Annotated in this window: 17 protein-coding genes; 11 read left to right on the forward strand and 6 right to left on the reverse strand. The window is 59.3% G+C overall.

Translation table 11 applies throughout. The features are described from left to right. Nucleotides 1-98: 98 nt before the first annotated feature. The 7 genes from GVK95_RS09405 to GVK95_RS09435 are packed head-to-tail and all read left to right on the forward strand — an operon-like array spanning nucleotide 99 to nucleotide 5,662. Complete coding sequence (locus GVK95_RS09405; protein WP_159948848.1) at nucleotides 99-629, forward strand: Na+/H+ antiporter subunit E; 531 nt, start codon at nucleotides 99-101, stop codon at nucleotides 627-629. Beyond that, entirely contained in the window at nucleotides 622-882 is a 261-nt protein-coding gene (locus tag GVK95_RS09410) for a monovalent cation/H+ antiporter complex subunit F (protein WP_159948850.1), read from the forward strand. The genes GVK95_RS09405 and GVK95_RS09410 overlap by 8 nt, the downstream gene beginning before the upstream one ends. 5 nt (nucleotides 883-887) lie before the next feature. Beyond that, entirely contained in the window at nucleotides 888-1,130 is a 243-nt protein-coding gene (locus GVK95_RS09415) for a hydrogenase subunit MbhD domain-containing protein (protein ID WP_159948852.1), read from the forward strand. A 3-nt stretch (nucleotides 1,131-1,133) separates the two neighbouring features. Beyond that, nucleotides 1,134-1,481: a monovalent cation/H(+) antiporter subunit G gene (gene mnhG, locus GVK95_RS09420; RefSeq protein ID WP_159948854.1), complete on the forward strand. Its 348-nt coding sequence runs from the start codon at nucleotides 1,134-1,136 to the stop codon at nucleotides 1,479-1,481. After that, on the forward strand, nucleotides 1,478-2,176 hold the full coding sequence (gene mbhE / locus GVK95_RS09425; protein ID WP_159948856.1) for a hydrogen gas-evolving membrane-bound hydrogenase subunit E: 699 nt from the start codon (nucleotides 1,478-1,480) through the stop codon (nucleotides 2,174-2,176). The genes mnhG and mbhE overlap by 4 nt, the downstream gene beginning before the upstream one ends. 22 nt (nucleotides 2,177-2,198) lie before the next feature. Further along, entirely contained in the window at nucleotides 2,199-2,567 is a 369-nt protein-coding gene (locus GVK95_RS09430) for a sodium:proton antiporter (protein WP_159948858.1), read from the forward strand. After that, nucleotides 2,561-5,662, forward strand: a complete 3,102-nt coding sequence (locus tag GVK95_RS09435) for a proton-conducting transporter membrane subunit (protein ID WP_159948860.1) — start codon at nucleotides 2,561-2,563, stop codon at nucleotides 5,660-5,662. The genes GVK95_RS09430 and GVK95_RS09435 overlap by 7 nt, the downstream gene beginning before the upstream one ends. Before the next feature lie 7 nt (nucleotides 5,663-5,669). On the opposite strand, the gene GVK95_RS09440 is transcribed toward GVK95_RS09435, so the two are convergent. After that, entirely contained in the window at nucleotides 5,670-6,806 is a 1,137-nt protein-coding gene (locus GVK95_RS09440) for an alpha/beta fold hydrolase (protein WP_159948862.1), read from the reverse strand. Between the two features lie 656 nt (nucleotides 6,807-7,462). Here GVK95_RS09440 and GVK95_RS09445 point away from each other — a divergent pair. The 4 genes from GVK95_RS09445 to GVK95_RS09460 all read left to right on the forward strand — a co-directional run bounded on the left by GVK95_RS09445 (nucleotide 7,463) and on the right by GVK95_RS09460 (nucleotide 14,703). Continuing rightward, nucleotides 7,463-8,569, forward strand: coding sequence for an efflux RND transporter periplasmic adaptor subunit (locus GVK95_RS09445; protein ID WP_159948864.1), 1,107 nt, complete (start codon nucleotides 7,463-7,465; stop codon nucleotides 8,567-8,569). Then, nucleotides 8,566-11,661: an efflux RND transporter permease subunit gene (locus GVK95_RS09450; RefSeq protein ID WP_159948865.1), complete on the forward strand. Its 3,096-nt coding sequence runs from the start codon at nucleotides 8,566-8,568 to the stop codon at nucleotides 11,659-11,661. Before GVK95_RS09445 ends, GVK95_RS09450 begins: the two co-directional genes overlap by 4 nt. Before the next feature lie 400 nt (nucleotides 11,662-12,061). Then, the gene (locus GVK95_RS09455) at nucleotides 12,062-13,207 is read left to right on the forward strand and encodes a helix-turn-helix domain-containing protein (protein ID WP_159948866.1); all 1,146 of its coding nucleotides are present in this window, start codon (nucleotides 12,062-12,064) and stop codon (nucleotides 13,205-13,207) included. A 437-nt stretch (nucleotides 13,208-13,644) separates the two neighbouring features. Further along, nucleotides 13,645-14,703, forward strand: coding sequence for a dipeptidase (locus GVK95_RS09460; protein ID WP_159949502.1), 1,059 nt, complete (start codon nucleotides 13,645-13,647; stop codon nucleotides 14,701-14,703). 123 nt (nucleotides 14,704-14,826) lie between these two features. Here the strand turns inward: GVK95_RS09460 and glnT are convergent, their stop codons facing one another. The 5 genes from glnT to GVK95_RS09485 form a co-directional block, all read right to left on the reverse strand. Next, nucleotides 14,827-16,134: a type III glutamate--ammonia ligase gene (gene glnT / locus GVK95_RS09465; RefSeq protein WP_159948867.1), complete on the reverse strand. Its 1,308-nt coding sequence runs from the start codon at nucleotides 16,132-16,134 to the stop codon at nucleotides 14,827-14,829. 85 nt (nucleotides 16,135-16,219) lie between these two features. Then, the gene (locus GVK95_RS09470) at nucleotides 16,220-17,548 is read right to left on the reverse strand and encodes an FMN-binding glutamate synthase family protein (RefSeq protein ID WP_159948868.1); all 1,329 of its coding nucleotides are present in this window, start codon (nucleotides 17,546-17,548) and stop codon (nucleotides 16,220-16,222) included. A 14-nt stretch (nucleotides 17,549-17,562) separates the two neighbouring features. Continuing rightward, the gene (locus tag GVK95_RS09475; RefSeq protein ID WP_159948869.1) at nucleotides 17,563-18,249 is read right to left on the reverse strand and encodes a GXGXG domain-containing protein; all 687 of its coding nucleotides are present in this window, start codon (nucleotides 18,247-18,249) and stop codon (nucleotides 17,563-17,565) included. Nucleotides 18,250-18,281: 32 nt separating this feature from the next. Then, nucleotides 18,282-19,187, reverse strand: a complete 906-nt coding sequence (locus GVK95_RS09480) for a glutamine amidotransferase family protein (RefSeq protein ID WP_159948870.1) — start codon at nucleotides 19,185-19,187, stop codon at nucleotides 18,282-18,284. 93 nt (nucleotides 19,188-19,280) lie between these two features. After that, nucleotides 19,281-19,937, reverse strand: coding sequence for an XRE family transcriptional regulator (locus GVK95_RS09485; RefSeq protein ID WP_159948871.1), 657 nt, complete (start codon nucleotides 19,935-19,937; stop codon nucleotides 19,281-19,283). Nucleotides 19,938-20,054 lie beyond the last annotated feature (117 nt).

Consider the following 20,054-nt stretch of genomic DNA (forward strand, 5'->3'; position numbering starts at 1 on the left):
ACAACGGCTTCAACCGGGTTGGCGAGAGCGCAGAATCCGAAGGCCACCCTTGCTGAACGCTCCTGCCACGTTCCCGTTCGCTTATTGAAGGCCGCGCGATGTCCACAGACCCGCAATATGATCGATTGAGCGGTGCAGCATGGTTGCAAGGCATGGTGCTGCTCTGGGGCTTTCTGTTTGCCGTATGGCTGGTGATCAATGCCACGACAGAGCTTCCAGTCGTGATTGTCGGTGCGATCATTTCCTTTGCTCTGGCATCGATATTTGTCTGGCGCGGCGATGTCTGGCGCATCGGCTTCACCCCTAGGAAAGTCTTTCATTTCATCGCCTATACCGGCGTCTTCTTCGTCGAAATGGTCAAGGCGAACATCAATATGATGCGCTATGTTTATGCGCCGCGCATCGATATCCGCCCCGGAATCGTCAAGATCAACATGCGGTTGAAGTCGCCGATCGGCCGGTTGGCGCTGGCCAATTCGATTGCGCTGACGCCCGGTTCGCTCGTCATGGACATCAGCGACGACGCGCTGTTCATTCACTGGCTCGATGTCAAGACGACCGACCCGGATTTGGCGACCAGGATGATTGCCGGACCGTTCGAGAAACATCTGGAGGTGGTGTTTGGCTGACATCATTCTCCAGATCGCTGTCGTCCTGATTTTCCTTTCTATCGTTCTGGGTGTGTTGCGCCTGATCATCGGCAGAACCGCCGTCGACCGTGTCGTTGCAATCGACATGCTGACGGTTGTTTCGATCGCAATGATTGCGCTCTACGCGCATCTGTCCGGGCGCTTCGTCTATATCGACGTTGCCCTGGTCTATGGCCTGTTGAGCTTTCTGGCCGTGCTGGCCATCGCCCGTTTCCTGGAAAAGGGGCCGTAATCGCCGTGCTCGAATTATTGATCCTCTTGGTCTGCGGCAGCATTCTCGTGAGTGGCGTTCTGGCCGTTCTGCTGGGTAACCTGATGGCTGCGATGATCAGTGCCGGCCTCGCCAGTCTTTTTGCAGCCGTCTCCCATGTGCTTCTCGCGGCCCCGGATGTTGCCATGGCCGAGGCTGCCATCGGGTCGGGGCTCGCAACGCTGATTTTTCTCTATGCGATCCGCAAGACCAATGGCGGAGGGGAGTGACGCATGGCTGAGCTGATCGGCAGTATCATCATCCTTGTCGGTGCGTTTTTCCTGTTCTCCGCAGGTCTCGGTCTCTTGCGCATGCCCGATACCTTCACCCGTATCCAGGCCGGCACAAAGGCCTCGACACTCGGCAACATTCTGGTTCTGGCCGGCCTTGGCGTCTATCATCCCGACTGGGCGCTGAAGCTTCTGATCGTCGCTTATTTCATCCTGATGACCAATCCCCTGTCATCGCATGCCTTGTCACGGGCGGCCTATGCGATCCGCACGCCAATGACACCGACCACGATGTATGACGCCCTGCGTGATGAGCAAGACAAGGCGGCAAACGGCGGTGACGTGCCATGAGCCGCGTCTTTAATCTACTAGTGCTAGTGGCTTTGGCTTTTGTCTTTACCGGTCTGATCGGGGCCTATGACGAACGGCAGATCCTGTCGGCGCTTGCCATTCGCTACCTGACCGAGGTTCCGCAGGGCCTCGGCGCGCCAAATGTCGTTACCGGTATCCTGATTTCGTTTCGCGGCTTCGACACACTGGGCGAAGTCGCCGTGCTTTTTATGGTCGCGGCAAGCGTCGGAACACTTCTCGGCGGCAAGGAGAAGGACGCAGTCATGTCAGAGGCACCTGAAAACGTCGGTCGACGCCCGCCGAGCGAGCTTGTGCGCAATGGCGCCGAGGTGGTGCTGCCGCTGATTTTTCTGTTCGGCGCCTATGTGATCATGAACGGTCACCTTTCGGCGGGTGGCGGCTTCCAGGGCGGCGCAGTCGTTGCGTCCGGAGTCATGCTGTTGATGCTGGCTTATCCACGCGGAAGGATCAACCTTGACGTTCTCAGCATCACGGAGTCCCTGGCGGGCGTCGTCTATGTGACGATCGGCATCCTCGGTATCGTTTTTGCCGGTGGCTTCCTCGATAGCACGATCCTGCCCCGCGGCGAGTTTGGAGCTTTCATCAGTGCTGGTGCCATTCCGATCATTTCAGCCCTGCTCGGCATCAAGGTCGGTGCCGAGTTGAGTGTCATCATCGACCGTTTCCGCAGCTAGCGCCACGAGGCAGGGTGTCATCATGGGATTGCCGATTTCACAAATACTGCTGGCGACGGGATTTGCGCTGGTGCTGATCGGGTTCTGGGGCATTCTCAAGCACCGCAATATCCTGCGCATCATCATCGGGTTTTCGCTGGTGGATACCGGGTTGCATATCGTCATGGTGGCGACCGGCTATATCACCGGCGGAACCGCGCCGATTGTCGATGACGCGCTCTCCATTGCCGATGCCGCCGCGCGCTCCGTCGACCCGATCCCTTCGGCTCTGGTTGTGACAGCCATCGTGATCGGCTTTTCGGTGACTGCCGTCATGCTGTCTTTCGCAATCGTGCTTTATCAGGCCACCAAGACCCTTTCGATAGACAGGTTGACGGAGCAAAAATGGTAGACGGCGTCCTGCAACCGCTGAACATCTTTCTCCTCGGCCTCGGGTGCGGATTTCTGATTCCGCTGCTCCACAAGATCGCCAGGCCGCTGCCGGCGGCAGCCTTTGTCATGGCGCTTGTGAGCATGACCGCGATCTCCGCTGCCTGCTTCTGGAGCCTCTACAATGGTGCCCCGACAATCGAAGTGCTGACAGCGGGCGTTCTGCCGCCGTTGTCGATCAACCTGCGTTTCGGGCTTGCCGAAGGGTTCTTTTCCGTCTGCGTCAACGTCGCTGCCCTTCTGGGCGCATGGCATATGTGGGACAGGCTACGCGCAAGCTATCCAGCCTTGCTGCTCTATCTGATCCTGATCATGGGCATCAACGGCATGGTGATGACCCGCGACCTGTTCAACCTGTTCGTGTTTCTCGAGATCGTCTCGATCGGTACCTATGGCCTTCTGGGCCTTGAACGAACGCCGGCAACCCTTGCCGCGAGCTTCAAGTATATCATGGCGACCGTGATCGCTTCCTCGTTCTTCCTGTTGGGGGCCGCACTTCTCTATCATGTCACCGGAACGCTCAATATTGACGACATGATCGCCAACCGCGCCTTGATCTCCGGGCCGATTGGAGCTGCCGCGCTGCTGTTTGTGCTGGCATGCCTGGTGGTGGAACTGAAGCCGTTTCCGGCAAACGGCTGGGGGCTGGATGTATACGAGACGGCCCATAGCGGGGTTGCAGCACTTGTTTCGGGTGGCGTGTCCGCGGGCGTGTTCTTTGCGCTTTTCAAGCTTCTGCCGTTGTTTGAGAACCACCTCGATATCCTGGCTGTCTCCGGCGGCATAACCTTTCTGTTTTCCAATCTGGTCGGGCTTCAGCAGGCCAATGTTCAACGAATGCTGGGCTATTCCTCAATCGCGCAGATGGGGTTGTTGACCCTTGCCTTGTCGCTGATGCAGCAATTCGGTGCGCAGGAAACAATGCCGCTTGTGGTCGGCGGCTTGTTCATCAATCATCTTTTTGCCAAGGCGGGATTGTTCTGGCTTGCGGGCGTGATCGGGCGCAAGGATATCAATGGCTGGTCCGACATTGCCGGGCGACCTTTGCTTCTCGGCATATTTGCGTTGCTTCTCGTGGCAATTTCCGGCTTGCCGCCATTTCCCGGTTTCTGGGCGAAATGGGAACTCATCATGCAGGTCGCCAAGGGCGAACGGTATATCTGGATCGCGGTCATCCTTGCCGGCTCCTTGCTGGAGGCTGCCTATATGTTCCGCTGGTTCAAGCAGGCCATGCGTCCCGTGAGCGGTGGCGTTGCGGTCACGCCAGGTCTTGGCAGGATGCTGCCAGTGTTGGGATGCGCCGTGCTGCTGACCGCAAGCGGTTTTGCGGCGGCCGGTCTTTCCGGTGCTGCCTCCCTTTCACTTGTTGCGCCGCTTTGCATCGGGGCTGGCCTCTATGCCTTGGACTGGCTTTCCGGACGGGCCAAGTGCCTGTTGATGCTTCTGGTCGTATTCTTTGGTGCGCGATGGATCCTGGATGATGTCGTTGGCGTGAACGCCTTGTTCGCCGCGATCCTGATCGTTGGCGGTCTGATCATCGGATCGTCTGGATTCTATCGGCCAGACGCACGCGCCGGGTTTTATCCGATGATGACAATTCTGCTGCTGTCGATCGCCAGTTTGCTGCAGGCTTCCACCAGTCTCGAATTCTTCTTCCATTGGGAAATCATCACGCTGTCTTCCTATTTTCTCATCACCCTCGGGCGCGGTGCCCATCCTTACGCATTGCAATTCCTGCTGTTTTCGCTTGTGTCGGCATTCTGCCTGCTTGCCGGGTTCGGTATCGCAACAAGTGTCAATGGAACGACGGCTCTGTCCGCATTCGCGACCGCCGGTCCCGCAGCCGCGCCTGCCTTCCTGCTTCTGGCAGGCGGGTTTCTGGTCAAGGCGGGCGCTGTCGGCGTGCATGTCTGGTTGCCCGGTGCCTATGCCGAGGCGGATGACGACCTCTCAGCCATGCTCTCGGCCGTGATCAGCAAGATTGCCGTCTTCGGTCTGTTCATGACCGCATATCTTGCTATCCGATCCGAAGTCGGGCTCGAAATGGCGCATGTCATGGGTTGGATCGGTTTGCTGACAACAATTTCCGGTGCGATCATGGCGCTTCAGCAGGCAGATATTAAGCGCATGCTGGGCTATTCCAGCATGAGCCAGATTGGTTACATAATCACCGCGATCGCTCTGATGAGCCATCTCGGCTGGGTGACGGCGTTTTATCTTGTCGCCAACCACCTGATGGTCAAAGGCATCTTGTTTCTCGCCGTCGCCGGGATCGTGCTCAGGACAGGGACAAGACGGCTGGATCAGACCGGCGGGCTTGCGGGGAAGATGCCGTTCACGTTTGCAGCCGTCGTCATCGCGTTGATCTCGATGTCGGGGCTTCCGCCTCTAGCCGGTTTCGGGGGCAAATGGCTGCTGATCAGTGCGATGATGGAGAAAGGTTGGTCGGGGCTGGCGATCCTTGCCGCCGTGGCGACATTCCTCGGTTTTCTCTACATGTTTCGCTTGTTCCATGCCGTGTTCTGGGCACCGTCTGCAATCGTCAGAAGCGACATCAGGGAGGCGCCATTGCCGATTTTGGTGCCGCAGTTCGTACTGGTGGCCGGAATACTGGCGCTGTCGTTTTTTCCCAAGCTGGTCATGGAACCGGTATCAAACGCCATCGACCCGCTTTTCGCGTCCACCTTGGTCTGGAAGGGCATGTCGCTGGAGAGCATCTACGACTATTGGAACCCGTTGCCCGTCATGGCTGTGACCGTCGTGGCCACAGTAATCCTGTTTCTTGTGTTTCTGCTGCTGTATTGGATTGGCGGCGGCCGTTCAGTTCCCCCCGGCGTAACGCGGTTTTACAGCTTCTACCGAGCAGTTTTCACGCCTCTGGTTACGCCGCTTGCCAATGCCTTCTGGGACGGCGTTTCCGGGCTGACCCTTGGCGCGGGCGGTGTCGTGCGCAAGATCTACACCGGCAATGGCCAGACCTATGCGCTTCATGTCCTCTATTATGTGATCGCGTTGTACGCGCTTGGCACGTTCGGGTTTGGCTCTGGCATCCAGTAAAAGCCGGCTATCGGGCGGCGACCGCGTTTGCCATGCCGCCCAGGATCCGGGCCGGCAGAAAGATCACCAGCGAGGCTGCGCCTTCGACGACCGAGGCACCGTCGCCGATCAAGGTCTGCGTTGCCGGAGCCTGATCCTCGCGAAGCAGGTTGCGCATAAGATCATTGTTGTTGACCTCATCCATGAGCGTCGGCGAACTGGCGAAGACGTTGTGTCTGCCACCGTCGAGGTCAGAGGCATCGATCACCGCGATCTCCTTCTGCTGCAACATGGCGATGTCCGAGCCGCTGCCGACACGCGGATGTCCACCTGTCAGGCGTCTGGAAATTCCAAGAGCACGATCGCGCCTGGAAACGATGATCGTGAAGGGTTTGGGAAGTTTTCCGATATCGCGAACCTGGCTCTGGAAGACATCGACATCGATGTCCGGAGCCGCGAGTACGACGCCACCCAGTCGATCGAGGCTGCTGCGGCGGCCGGTGACGGCTAGATCGCGCAGGGCTTCGGTCACGACATAGGCCCCCATCGAATGACCGACCAGGATGACCCTGTTCGCTTTGGTCTTCGAGGCAATCTCGATCGTTTCGGCAAGTCCTGCCCGACCGACAAGAGCGCTGTCCCTGTCGAAGACATAGAGTGGAAGCGCGCCGCCTGATGGCCAGGCGTAATGCAGCGCAACGGCGTTGATGTTGTAGTCATGCACAATCTGGGCGTTTCGGAAAATGCTGTCGGCAAAATTGTTGTTGTAGCCGTGCACGAAGATGAAGATTTCCCGGTCTTGCGGTGCGCGGGTCGCCAGTGCTGCGTTGAGTTGGGCGATGAACTGTTTGCGCTGGTCGATCGGCTGGTATTCGCGAGCGGTAAAGTGGCGGGACGGATCCGGTGTTCGGCCGGTCTTTTCGACATTCCCCGGTATGTGGTTTTCGGGAATGCCGATTTCGAACCTGGCAAAGTTCAGCGTCATCGATCGACCCGCGGAATAAGGAAGGCCTGGATTGTCCGACCGGGCGCGCGTCGTCGCCAGATAGATTGTTTCCGTTGTTTTCGGATCTCGGCCAGCCGGCGCATCGAGACCAATGACAGCACGCGGTCCGCCGCAGCTTGTCAACGAAATCAGGATGATCAGAAGGACACACAAACGCATGGAACAGCATCCGTCTCGATTTTGCAGAGAAGCTAACGATTTATGAGCAGCAAAGCGGCAAGTAGACAACGGCTTCATGGCCCGTTTTTGTATCTTTCCGGCAGGGAAGAAAGCAAGTGTGCTTTCGCGGTCACGCGGATATGCGGCGCGTCCATGCAAGAGGCTGTAGTGCACACGATTTTCCGGTGGCGAAATCTGTACGCTGTGCCTGTTTGCGGGATTCTATGCTGATCACTTCGCATCTTGAACAGCACTATAGTGCCTTGGCGAGGTCTGCGTTTTTACTCCGTGAGCCATCGTCATGAATATGTAAAGCGTTGAACGGGAGCAGCATGACTTCGGTTTCCATACAGAGTTCAGGCGGTCGCGTTGGGGAATATGTTGCGGGGCCAGGACGGATATGTCGGCTGATTTCCGTTTCTCCGATCCGTCGCCGAAGCCTTCGGGTTGCACATCGCTTCGTGTCTCTTGCCACTCAGGTTCAATGCTCAGCCGTATCCGTGAGCCACATGGCACGTGGAAGTAAGGCTCCGTCGCATGTCCATTGCACAGCCTTGTCCGGAAACAATTTAGCAAGCCCAATCAAACGTCTTGAACCAACGACCCACACGTGACGGCCATGCCGTTGCATCGAAATGCATATGGGGAATTCTTTCATGAAAACACGTCATTCAGCGTTGGAGTATAAGCTGTTCCTGGGTCCGGCAGCGGTGGCCTTGACGGCCATGCTTCTGGTTGGCTGCCAGGGGGAAGACGAGGGCGCTGAGCTGCCGCCACGGCCGGTCAAGACGGTCTCCGTCTCCTTCAGCCCTGAGGATACATTCGGCTCGCTGGTTGGCGAAATCAGGCCGGTTGTCGAGACGAGTTTCAGTTTTAGGCAGGGCGGCGAAGTCCGCGAACGCGATGTTGAGGTCGGAGATCTTGTCGAGCCGGGCACCGTGCTGGCTCGCCTCGACGCAGAAGACGCCCAGGACGCACTGCGCAAAGCCGAAGCAAACCTGTTTTCGGCTGAAGCCCAGTCCCAGAATGCGGAAATTTCGCGCGCACGCCAGCAACAGCTCTATCCGCGGACCACAACCCGCCAGGCTCTCGACAATGCGATCGCCCAGGCCAGCATGGCGCAGGCTGGCGTCGATGCCGCCAAGGCCGGGTTGCGGATCGCCCAGACCAATCTCGACAATCGCGTGCTCAAGGCCAATGCGGCCGGCGTCGTGACTGCGACCGGCGGTGAGGTCGGCCAGGTCGTTGGCGGTGGGCAGATGGTCGTTCGTGTCGCCCAGCTCGGTGCGCGTGACGCGGTCTTCGAGGTTCCGGAGGCAACCATACAGACCACAGGTGGTCAGGCGCGTGTCGATGTTCAGTTGTTGAGCAACCCGACCAGTACGGCGACGGGAGCCGTTCGCGAGATTTCTCCCACGGCCAATCCGATTACCCGCAATTTCACCGTACGCGTCGGGCTTGACGCCGCGCCGGATGACTTCCGCTTCGGTAGTGCTGTCCGCGGTACGATCCGTCTTGCCGGGGCACCAGCGGCACGGCTGCCGATGACTGCGCTGTTCAATCAGAACAATGAGACAGCGGTCTGGCTGGTCGACGCTGCCTCCAGTACGACCAAGCTGGTTCCGGTTGAGGTTCATCGGTTCGACACACAGGATTTCCTCGTCACCAAGGGGCTGGCGAGCGGAGATCAGGTCGTGGTCGCCGGCGTCCAGCAGCTTCGTCCGGGCATGGCGGTTCGCCTTCTGGAAGGAAGCGCGAAATGAACGAAGGATTCAATCTGTCTGAATGGGCGATCCGGCGCCAGAGCCTCATCGTCTTTCTCGTTGTCATCAGCGCCATTGCCGGGGTTGTCTCCTATATCAATCTCGGCCGTGACGAGGATCCGGAATTTACCTTCAAGACGATGATCGTTTCGGCCGCTTGGCCGGGAGGCACGATCGAGCAGACTGCCGACCAGATCACCGACCGGCTCGAGCGCACGCTGGAGGAGGTGCCTAATCTCGACAACCTGCGCAGCCTGACCACGGCGGGCCAGTCGGTCATCTATGTGACGCTCGATGATTCGACACCGCCGGATCAGGTGGGCGAAAGCTGGTACCAGACCCGCAAGAAGGTCGGCGACATGCAGGCCACGTTGCCGGCAGGGGTTCGCGGACCGTTCTTCAACGATGACTTCGGCGATACATTTGGCATCATCTACAGCCTGTCATCGGATGGTTTCAGTGATCGTGAAGTGCGTGACTGGGCTTATGAGGCACGCAACCGTCTGCTCAAGGTCGAGAATATCGGCAAGATCCAGCTGATCGGCACGCAGGACGAGACGATCTATATCGAATTTTCAACCGAGCGGCTGGCAAGCCTCGGCCTCAGTGCAGCGACGGTGGTGAACACGATACAGGCGCAGAACGCGGTTCTGCCCTCCGGCCTGATGACCACGGAGCAGGATCGAACCATTCTCCAGGTGTCCGGAAGCCTCGTCGATGAAAACGACATCCGCAAACTGAATATTCCAACCGCTTCCGGTTTCGTACGGCTGGGCGATATTGCAAGCGTTGTCCGGGCCACTGTCGATCCTCCGCAGCCGCGGTTCAGGGTCAAGGGCAAACCGGCGATCGGGATCGCCATCTCGATGGCGTCGGGCGGCGACATCCTGCAGCTTGGCCAGAACATCGATGCAACGATGCGCCAGTTCGAGAACGATCTGCCGATCGGGATCAACCTGTCGCATGTCGCAAGCCAGCCAGAGGTGGTCGAGAACGCCATCCGCGGGTTCACGACGTCGCTCGGCCAGGCTGTGGTCATCGTGCTCGGCGTCAGCTTCCTGGCGCTTGGTGTCCGCGCGGGTCTTGCCGTTGCTGTGTCCATTCCGCTGGTGCTTGCACTCACCTTCCTGTTCATGGACATCACCGGCATCGCCTTGCAGCGCGTGTCGCTTGGTGCGCTGATCATCGCGCTGACCTTGATGATCGATGACACCATGGTGACGGTCGAGACCATGATGGCCAAGCTGGAAGAGGGGTGGGACCGGGTAAAGGCCGCCTCTCACGCCTATAAGACGACGGCGTTCCCTATGCTTGCCGGCACGCTTGTGACGATTGCAGGGTTCATTCCGGTCGGGTTCGCCAGCAGTTCTTCGGGCGAATACGCTCGCTCGCTGTTCTTCGTGATCGGCTTCTCGCTCATCGTGTCTTGGCTCGTCGCCGTGCTGCTCACTCCGGTTGTCGGTCTCGCCGTGCTTAAATCCGGCGCAGCGACTGGTGAAAAGCAGGATGGTCCGGTGATCCGCGGCTTCAAGAACTTTCTCCATACCTGCATGCGCCTGCGGGTCATGGTGATCCTTGGAACCGTTGCGATGTTCGTGCTCGCCCTTCTCGGGTCCCAGGCAATGAACCGGCAGTTCTTTCCGGCATCTGACCGGCCGGAACTGATACTGCAATTGACCCTGCCGCAAAATGCATCGCAGGCAGCCACGGCGGCTGAGGTGGCCAAAGTCGAGGAAGTTCTGGCCGCAGACGAAGATGTTGCGGACTGGAGTTTCTACATCGGCTCGGACCCCGTGCGCTTCTATCTGTCGATGGATCTGCAGGCGCCTGCACCATCGCGCGCGCAGGCCGTCGTGATCGCCAAGAGCGTCGAGGCCCGCGATGCTTTGCAAAAGCGTCTGCAAAGCGAGCTTGACGAAAGAATGCCGGATATCATTGTTCGCGTCTCGCCGCTGGAAATGGGCCCGCCGGTCGGTTGGCCTATCCAGTACCGTGTTAGCGGCGCTGATATACCGGGTGTGCGCAACGTTGCCTGGCAGGTGGCGGACGCCATCGCGCAGGTGCCAGGTGTGGTCGAGCCGAACCTCGACTGGAACGAGCCTGTGCGCAAGGTCGTCATCAATGTCGATCAGGATCGTGCCCGACTGGTCGGCCTGAACTCCGCGGTGATCGCCCAGACGCTGTTTGCCACCGCCTCCGGCGTGCCGATCACCCAGGTGAGGGACTCGATCTATCTCGTCAACGTGGTTGCAAGAGCCAATGCGGAAGAGCGCGTCGACGTCAATACGCTCCGTCAACTGCAGATTCCGGTCGGCCCCAATCACACGATACCACTCTCAAGCATTGCGACGATCGAATACCAGACCACGCAGCCCATCATCTGGCGCCGTGACAGCTCGACCACCATCACTGTGCAGGCGGATGTCGCCGAAGGCGTCATGGCAGCGGGGGTCGTTGAGGCTGCACAGGACAAGATCGAGGAACTGCGCCTCGCCAACCCTGATTACGTCATCGAGGTCGGGGGTGCCGTCGAAGGTGCGGAGGAAGGTCTCGCATCCGTTCTGGAAATGCTGCCTTTGATGGGTATCATCATCCTGATTGTCCTGATGTTCCAGCTACAGAGTGTGCAGCGCTTGCTGCTGGTCGTCAGCGTCGTGCCGCTCGGACTGATCGGCGTCGTCTTGATCATGCTGGTCACCAATACGCCTGTCGGCTTCATTGCGGTGCTCGGCATGATCGCGCTGATCGGCATGATCACCCGCAATTCCGTGGTGCTGATCGACCAGATCGACATCCGCATGGAAGAGCAGGGGCCGTCGTGGCAGGGGGTGATCGAGGTGACCGCGCAAAGACTGAGGCCGGTGTTTCTGACGGCAGGATCGACGATCCTCGGCATGCTGCCGATCATCCGGGATCCATTCTGGTCACCGCTTGCCTTCACGGTCATTGGCGGTCTTGTCGTGGCGGCCGCACTGACCCTGGTGTTTCTGCCGGCCCTCTATGTGCTGTGGTTTCGCATTCCAGCGGAGCTTGGAACAGCAAAGAACGATGAGCCGCAGCCGCACACAGCGGCAGTCGGCGCGCAGAGTTGATCTTTCTGTGGGCCGTCTCCCGAGATGCACTGCCGCGGACCCTGTGTCGCGGCAGATCAGTTTTCGACCATGTTCTGGCACACGAAACCGTATTGCGGCACCGCACATGTGGCCGGCCGTTCCGCGCATCACGCGGACGCAATGCATAGTCTTGGGATTCATGGCTAATTGCTTCTGGGTGTTGGCCACCTGATACTTCCGTATCTGCTCATGCGCTTGGTCAATTTTGTTGTTCAATGGGGCATTCATTGCCGGAATCGGCCCCTAGCTTCAGTGCTTTGGTGTCGAAGGTGCCAGCCGATTTGAAGCCTCTTCGTTCAGGAGGAACCTCCACCGTTTTGCGCCGGGTCGGGATGTGTGCTCGCATGATGTCTATGGCTTCAATAGGGGAGGCAATGATATGAGGTTCCACCAGAGCAATACCACGCTTGCCGGGTCGGCTGCTTTGATGCCCCATCCGCCGCTCGGTGCCGGGGGGCGTCCAGGGTGTAACATTGATTACGCCATTGACCGGTCGCCTGGATTGCCATGCTTCGAACTGAGCACGGACGGATTTGATCATTCTGCTCAGTTCGCGGTCTGGCATGACAGTTTTGCGCCGATGCTCGAATTAACACGGACGGGCAGCACTGAGGAGAGGTTTCACGGGAGGCAGAAGATCTGGGATCTGGGCAATCTTGTTTTTGCTGAGATCAGCACCGATGAACTTGGCTTTGCCAGCCTGCCCGGACACGTCCGGCGTGAGCCGCTCGATCACTGGACGGTTACCTTGCTGAAATCAGGCAGGATCAGGACCGATTGCGCAAGAAGGACATTTGCCGCCGGCCCCGGCGAGGTTCAAATCCACTCCCTTGGTCGCAGTTTTTCTGGTGCTGTCTCGAGAAGCGAGATGCTGATGCTGTTTGTGCCGCGCGACTTCTCCCACGAGGCCGCCGTTGCGCTGAGTGCCGCGGAACTTTCAAAGCTTGGTACGGGAATGGGCCACCTCTTCTCGGACTATCTCGTCGGGATGGCGAACCATCTGCCGTTGCTCACCCAGGCTGAGGTGCCGGATCTGGTCGCGGCCACCAACGCGATGATCCTCGCCTGTGTGTCTCCGTCGGTCGACAACATCGAAGCCGCAGAGGAGCCGATTGCGACTGTACTTCTGGAAAAAGCCAGGCAGTTCGTTCAAAAAAGACTGTTCGATCCGGAACTGGCGAGCGAGTCAGTTCGACGAGAACTCGGCATTTCACGAACACGGCTGTACAATCTCTTCGAACCCTTCGGCGGGGTAATGCATTACATTCAGCATCGCCGGCTGCTTGGAGCCCATTCATCCCTGACCGATCCCGACGATCAGCGTCTCATCCTCGAAATTGCCGAGAAGCACGGCTTTTCGGATGGCGCAGAGTTCAGCCGCGCTTTCAAGCGTGCCTTCGGGTACAGTCCAAGTGATGCGCGCCGCGGCGGTAAGGGCCGCGTGCCATGCCCCCAGGACCGTCGTCGTGATGATTGCCCGGCCACGGGCCGGTTGGGTACGCTCCTGCGCCGATTGCAGGGTTAGCCGCTTTCACATTTTACGCTGGTCACCACCCGCGGTGCGGCTGTGTCGTCGGTTTGCGGCAATGGTGCGTTGTTTCGCCATGTCCGGAACCGTTCCTGCAAAGTCCTTTGCACGCGGACGTGCTGCCGCTACGGCGGTTTGCCAGCATCCACAGTCATTCCATACACCGGTCGCGAATACGGCGACACCGTGCCCGGCGCTCGCTGGCCGCGCATTCAATCATGCGGATGCACGAGGACTTGCATCCATTGCGGATCATTCGTAGACCACGACCCCGATGCAATGACATGGGCGCGGGACTTGCGACGATCCAGGCGCAGGGCTTTCATCTTGCCTTTCAAGCGCAGGATCTGCGCCACGACTTGGTCGGAGCCGACGGACATGTTTTGTCGCGGGCATGAAGAAATCTAGGAAATCACAGTGTGACGGAGGCAGATATGGCGGTGGCAGGCAGAGTGGATGAGCTGGTCAGAATTCCCGTATTCGACGGCCACAACGACATCCTGTCACGTCTGATGCATGAGGGACGCGAAGGTGCCGAGACGCGGGTTCTGAAAGGAAGTGCCGGCATGCAGGTCGATATGCCCAAGGCGCGGGAAGGCGGTCTCGCTGGCGGTCTTTGCGCTATCTATGTCCCGTCGCCAGCATGGGGCCTCGATGCAAACGGCGACTTGCCGCGCGTCGAGCGTTTGTCTGCGCTTGATCAGACAATCGCGCAGGCCGCCCTGCTCAGCCGGATAGCCGAACAGTCGGACGGTGCCTTCAGCATCTGCACTTCGGTGGCAGACATTCGCGCAGCGATGGAAAAGGAAAGCTTTGCCGCCGTCTTCCACATTGAAGGTATCGAGGCTGCCGGGCCGGATCTTGAACTGATCCATGTTTTGCATGCGGCCGGCCTTCGCACGCTCGGCCCGGTGTGGAGCCGGCCAAACATCTTTGCCCATGGCGTGCCATTCCGTTTCAATCATGACCCGGATATCGGACCGGGCCTGTCCGACGCCGGGCGCGATCTTATCCGCTTGTGCAATCGGCTTAGGATTATGGTTGATCTTTCACACATGAACGATGCCGGTTTCTGGGACGTTGCAAAAATCTCCGATGCGCCGCTGGTCGCTTCGCATTCGAACGCCTTCGCCATCTGCCCGCATAGCCGCAACGCGACGGATCGGCAGCTCGACGCGATCCGCGACACTGGCGGCTTGATCGGCCTGAATTTTGGCGTCAAGTTCCTCCATCCGGACGGTAAGGCCGACGCCGACATGGACATCTCCGTGATGGTGCGCCACGTCGACTATCTGGTCGGCCGGGTCGGCATTGACCATGTCGGCCTTGGATCGGATTTCGATGGCACACTGATTTCGAAGAGGATAGGCGATGCAACCGGTTTGCCTCGTCTGCTCGGCGCCTTGCGAACGGCCGGTTATGACGATGCGGCACTGACCAGGATCGCGCATGGCAACTGGCTGTCGCTGCTGGAGCGAACCTGGGGCGCCTGACGGCATTGGCAAAGGGCGTCCATGCCAGTTGCCTGCAACCTGTTTTGGCCACTGATTGCTCTCGCGCCGGGTTGGTCACCCGGTTGCAGCGCTTGGGTACGCAGACCGCACACCGGGGATCACTCAGATATCGAGCGTGGTTTGGTGCTCCCAGCGGGTGAACTGCGCGCAGTAACTGCTCCACTCTCCATGCTTGAGCTTGAGATAGGCAATGGAAAATTCCATCCCGAGAGCGGCCTGAAGTTCCTTGTCCGCCTCGTAGGCGCGTAGCGCATCGAGCAGGTTGAGCGGCAGTTTCGGCGCATCTTTGACCATGTGGCCATCTCGGTACATGTCGATGTCGTGATGCGGACCCGGATCGGCATTGCTTTTCAGGCCGTTCAGACCCGCCGCGATGATGATCGCCTGCAACAGGTAGGGATTGACTGCCCCGTCAGGCAGGCGAAGCTCGAAACGGCCTGGTCCCGGCACGCGCACCATGTGGGTGCGGTTGTTGCCGGTCCAGGTCACGGTATTGGGTGCCCAGGTCGCGCCGGAGACGGTACGCGGCGCGTTGATGCGCTTGTAGGAATTGACGGTCGGGTTGGTGATTGCTGCGAGCGCCGACGCGTGGCGCATGATGCCGCCGAGGAAGGTCTTGCCCTTGACGGACAGGCCAAACGGCATGGCCTTGTCGGCAAAAGCATTGATCTTGCCGTCATTGTCCCAAACCGAGATATGGGCATGGCAGCCGTTGCCGGTCAGGCCCTTGAACGGCTTGGGCATGAAAGTGGCCCGCAGGCCGTGTTTTTCGGCGACCGACTTGACCATGAACTTGAAGAAGGAGTGCTTGTCGGCCGTCGTCAGGGCGTCGTCATATTCCCAGTTCATCTCGAACTGGCCATTCGCGTCCTCATGGTCGTTCTGGTAGGGCTTCCAGCCCAGTTCGAGCATGTAGTCGCAGATTTCGGCGATCACGTCATAGCGGCGCATCAGGGCCTGCTGGTCATAGCAGGGCTTTTCGGCAGTATCGAACTCGTCCGAGATCTTCTCGCCATCGGCGGAAATCAGGAAGAATTCAGGCTCGACGCCGGTCTTGACGCGCAGGCCCAACTCGGCGGCTTCTGCGACAAGTCGTTTCAGCATGACGCGCGGCGCCTGATCGACCGGCTTGTCGTCCATCACGCAATCGGCGGCGACCCAGGCAACATCCTTCTTCCAGGGCAGTTGGATGACCGAAGACGGGTCCGGCACGGCGAAGAGGTCGGGATGGGCTGGTGTCAGGTCGAGCCAGGTGGCGAAACCGGCGAAGCCAGCACCGTCCTTCTGCATGTCGGCGATTGCCTGCGTCGGCACGAGCTTGGCGCGCTGGGCACCGAACAGGTCGGTGTAACTGATCATGAAATATTTGATGCCGCGCTCGGCGGCGAATTTTGACAGGTCCTGTGTCACGTCGTTCCCCTGTTTTTATGGATTGAGACACATGTTGAATAGAAAATGGCCGTATCCCTGGGAGAAGGATACGGCCATTTCGGTGTTAAAAGCCTCCCTTGCCGGGATACCAGCTGGTGCCGGCGAGCGGGATCTGTGCCATGGCGGCAGCTTCCATGGTCAGCGCGCAAAGATCTTCCGGCTCGAGATTGTGCAGTCTGTTCTTGCCGCAGGCCCGCGCGATCGTCTGGGCTTCCAGCGTCATGACCTTCAGATAGTTGGCAAGCCGACGACCGGCCGCAACAGGATCAAGGCGCGCGGCGAGTTCAGGATCCTGCGTCGTGATACCGGCCGGATCCTTTCCCTCGTGCCAGTCGTCATAGGCGCCGGCAGTGGTGCCGAGTTGTCTGTATTCCTCTTCCCACTTCGGGTCGTTGTCGCCGATGGCAACCAGCGCCGCGGTGCCGATTGCCACCGCATCGGCCCCCAACGCCAGCGCTTTCGCAACATCTGCGCCCGAGCGGATGCCGCCGGAGATGATCAATTGCACCTTGCGGTGCATGCCGAGATCCTGCAGTGCCTGGACGGCGGGGCGGATGCAGGCGAGCGTCGGCATGCCGACATTCTCGATGAACACGTCCTGGGTGGCGGCCGTGCCACCCTGCATGCCATCGAGCACGACAACGTCGGCGCCGGCCTTCACGGCAAGCGCGGTGTCGTAATAGGGCCGTGCGCCGCCGACCTTGATGTAGATCGGCTTTTCCCAGTCGGTGATCTCGCGCAATTCGAGGATCTTGATTTCGAGATCGTCCGGGCCTGTCCAGTCAGGGTGGCGGCAGGCTGAGCGCTGGTCGATGCCCTTTGGCAGGTTGCGCATGTTGGCGACGCGATCGGAGATCTTCTGGCCGAGCAACATGCCGCCGCCGCCGGGCTTGGCGCCCTGGCCGACTACAATTTCGATGGCATCGGCGCGGCGAAGATCCTTCGGGTTCATGCCGTAGCGCGACGGCAAGTACTGATAGACCAGCGTCTGGCTATGGCCACGCTCTTCGTCTGTCATGCCGCCGTCGCCTGTCGTGGTCGAGGTGCCGGCGAGCGTTGCACCCCGGCCAAGCGCTTCCTTGGCATTGCCCGACAGCGCGCCAAACGACATGCCGGCAATGGTGATTGGGGTCTTCAGATGAATCGGGTTCTTGGCAAAACGCGTGCCGAGCACCACCGATGTGTCGCATTTTTCGCGGTAGCCCTCGAGCGGATAGCGCGAGATTGAGGCGCCGAGAAACAGCAGGTCGTCGAAGTGCGGCACTTTGCGCTTGGTGCCGCCACCACGGATGTCGTAGATGCCGGTGGCGGCTGCGCGTCGGATTTCGGCCAGCGTATGGTCATCGAAGGTGGCGGATTTGCGCGGTGGGGTGAAGGGGTTGTGATAGCTCATGGCTGTTCCTCGCCTCAGTACGCGTCGGCGTTGTCGATATTGAAATTGTAGAGCTTGCGGGCCGAGCCATAACGCTTGAACTCTTCCGGCTTCACATTGGTGATGCCGGCCTGTTGCAGAAGCTCGGCAAGTTTTACCAGATGTTTGGGCTTCATCTGCTTTTCGATACAGTCGGTTCCCAGGCTTTTGACCTCGCCTCGCACGAAGAGTTTTGCCTCATACAGGCTGTCGCCAAGCGCTTCGCCGGCATCGCCGCAGACGACGAGATGGCCGGACTGACCCATGAAGGCCGACATGTGGCCGATCGAGCCATGTACGACGATATCGATACCCTTCATCGAGATGCCGCAGCGCGAGGCGGCATTGCCCTTGATGACGAGCAGTCCGCCGCGACCGGTCGCGCCCGCATATTGCGAGGCATCGCCTTCGATGACGACGGTGCCAGACATCATGTTTTCGGCAACGCCGGGGCCGGCGGACCCGTTCACGGTAACCGTGCCGCCATCGTTCATGCCGGCACAGTAATAGCCGACCGAGCCCTTGACCTCGACGGTGACGGCTGTGTCGATGCCGACGGCAACAGAATGGCTGCCGCGCGGATTGATGACCTCGAAAGCGGTATCATTGGCGCCCTGGCCGAGTTTGTGCAGGGCGCTGTTGAGTTCGCGCAGCGGCGTTTGGGAGAGGTCAAAGACGGGCATGAGCAGAACTTTCTTGTCGTGAAGGGCAGATGTCAGGCCGCCTTTTCGTGATCCCAGAAATAGACGGTGGCTGGCTCTGGCTCCCAGACGCGGGCAGTCTCGATACCCGGCAGATTGACCAGCGCGCGGTATTCAGAACCGAAAGCCACATATTGGTCGGTCTCGGCCATGACGGCAGGCTTGCAGGCGATCGGATCGCGCAAGACGCCGAAACCGGATTTCGTGCCGACGACGAAGGTGAAGAAGCCGTCGAGATCATCGAGCGCGCTGGTCAACGCCTGTCCCAGATCCTTGCCCTTCGCCATTTCGGCTGTCAGGTAGGCAGCAGCCACTTCGGAATCGTTTTGCGTTTCGAACGTCATGCCGTCGCGGGTCAGTTCGCGGCGCAGATTGTTGTGGTTCGACAGCGAGCCATTGTGCACCAGGCATTGATCGGCGCCGGTCGAGAACGGATGGGCACCAAGCGTGGTCACGGCACTTTCGGTCGCCATGCGCGTATGGCCTATGCCATGCGAACCAGACATCGCGCGCAGGTCAAAGCGGGCAACGACATCTTTCGGCAGGCCGGTTTCCTTGTAGATTTCGACGCTCTCACCCGAACCCATGAGGCGGACATTGGGGCGGATGTTGGCTAAGACGGCGCGTATGTCGCCAAGCCTTGATGCATCGATTTCGACCACCGCATGGGTGCTCTTGACGATGACTGATGCTGCAACGCCTGCCTTGCCGAGATCGCTTTCAAGGTCGGAAAAATCGACTGCCGGTTCCGCTGACTGCATCGTGACCTTGGCCTTGCCCTCGGCTGCGGCGCCATAGATGGCGATGCCGGCTGAATCCGGTCCTCTGTCGGTCATGATAATCAGCATGTCCGACAGCAGTGTCCCGAGCTGTGGTTCGAGCGTCTTGTCCTTGAGGAACAAACCAACGATGCCGCACATGGCCGTCTTCTCCAATTTTCCTTGAAGACAGACCTAGCAGTGGTCAGTGACGATATCAATCCACAGGAATAATATCTTCCTGGTAAGGAGGTGTCATTGGTGTGGATAGGCGATGATCGACAGATATCGTGCGGGTAGCTTCACCAGTTCCTCCGGCCCATGTGGTGCATCCGCATCGAAGAACAGGCTGTCGCCGGGCTCCATGCGGTAGAGACTATCGCCGTGGCGATAAATCACTTCCCCCTCGAGCATGTAGAGGAACTCCATGCCCTCATGCTGGAACGTCGGAAACACGTCCGATGAGGCATTCAGCGTGATCAGATACGGCTCGACAGTCACGCCGGAACTATTGTTTTCGATATGCCCAAGCAGGCTGTAGTGGTGCCCTGCGCGTGTGCCGCGCCGCTCGAGATTGACGCCTTCACCGGCTTTGACGAAGCTTGCGCTTTTGGGCTCTTCGAAGCCGCGAAAGAAGGCGGTGATCGGCACGCCCAGAGCCTTGGAAAGCGCCTGCAGCGTGGTCAGTGACGGAGAGATGTTACCGTTCTCGATCTTCGACAGCATGCCGACCGACATACCGGTGGCGACCGCCATATCGGTCACTGTGATGCCGAGCTTCTTGCGATAGGTGCGCACCTCGTGGCCGATCGCCATTTCCAGATTGTTAGCGCGTGGCTCGCGAACGGCGTGCGGATCCTGAACGAGGAGGGGTTTGAGGGGACTTTTGGTCCCGGGTTCATTCTTGGCCATCGGCTTCTTTCCTGTCCCGCGGGCTGTGACTGTAAGCCTGCGCGTCTGGTTGATTTAGCCGATTTTGGCGCCATGCCAAAATATTCTCCTGAAGGCGGGAAAAATACGCGCTCGGCT

Source organism: Rhizobium sp. 18065, assembly GCF_902706095.1.
Lineage (GTDB): Bacteria > Pseudomonadota > Alphaproteobacteria > Rhizobiales > Rhizobiaceae > Allorhizobium.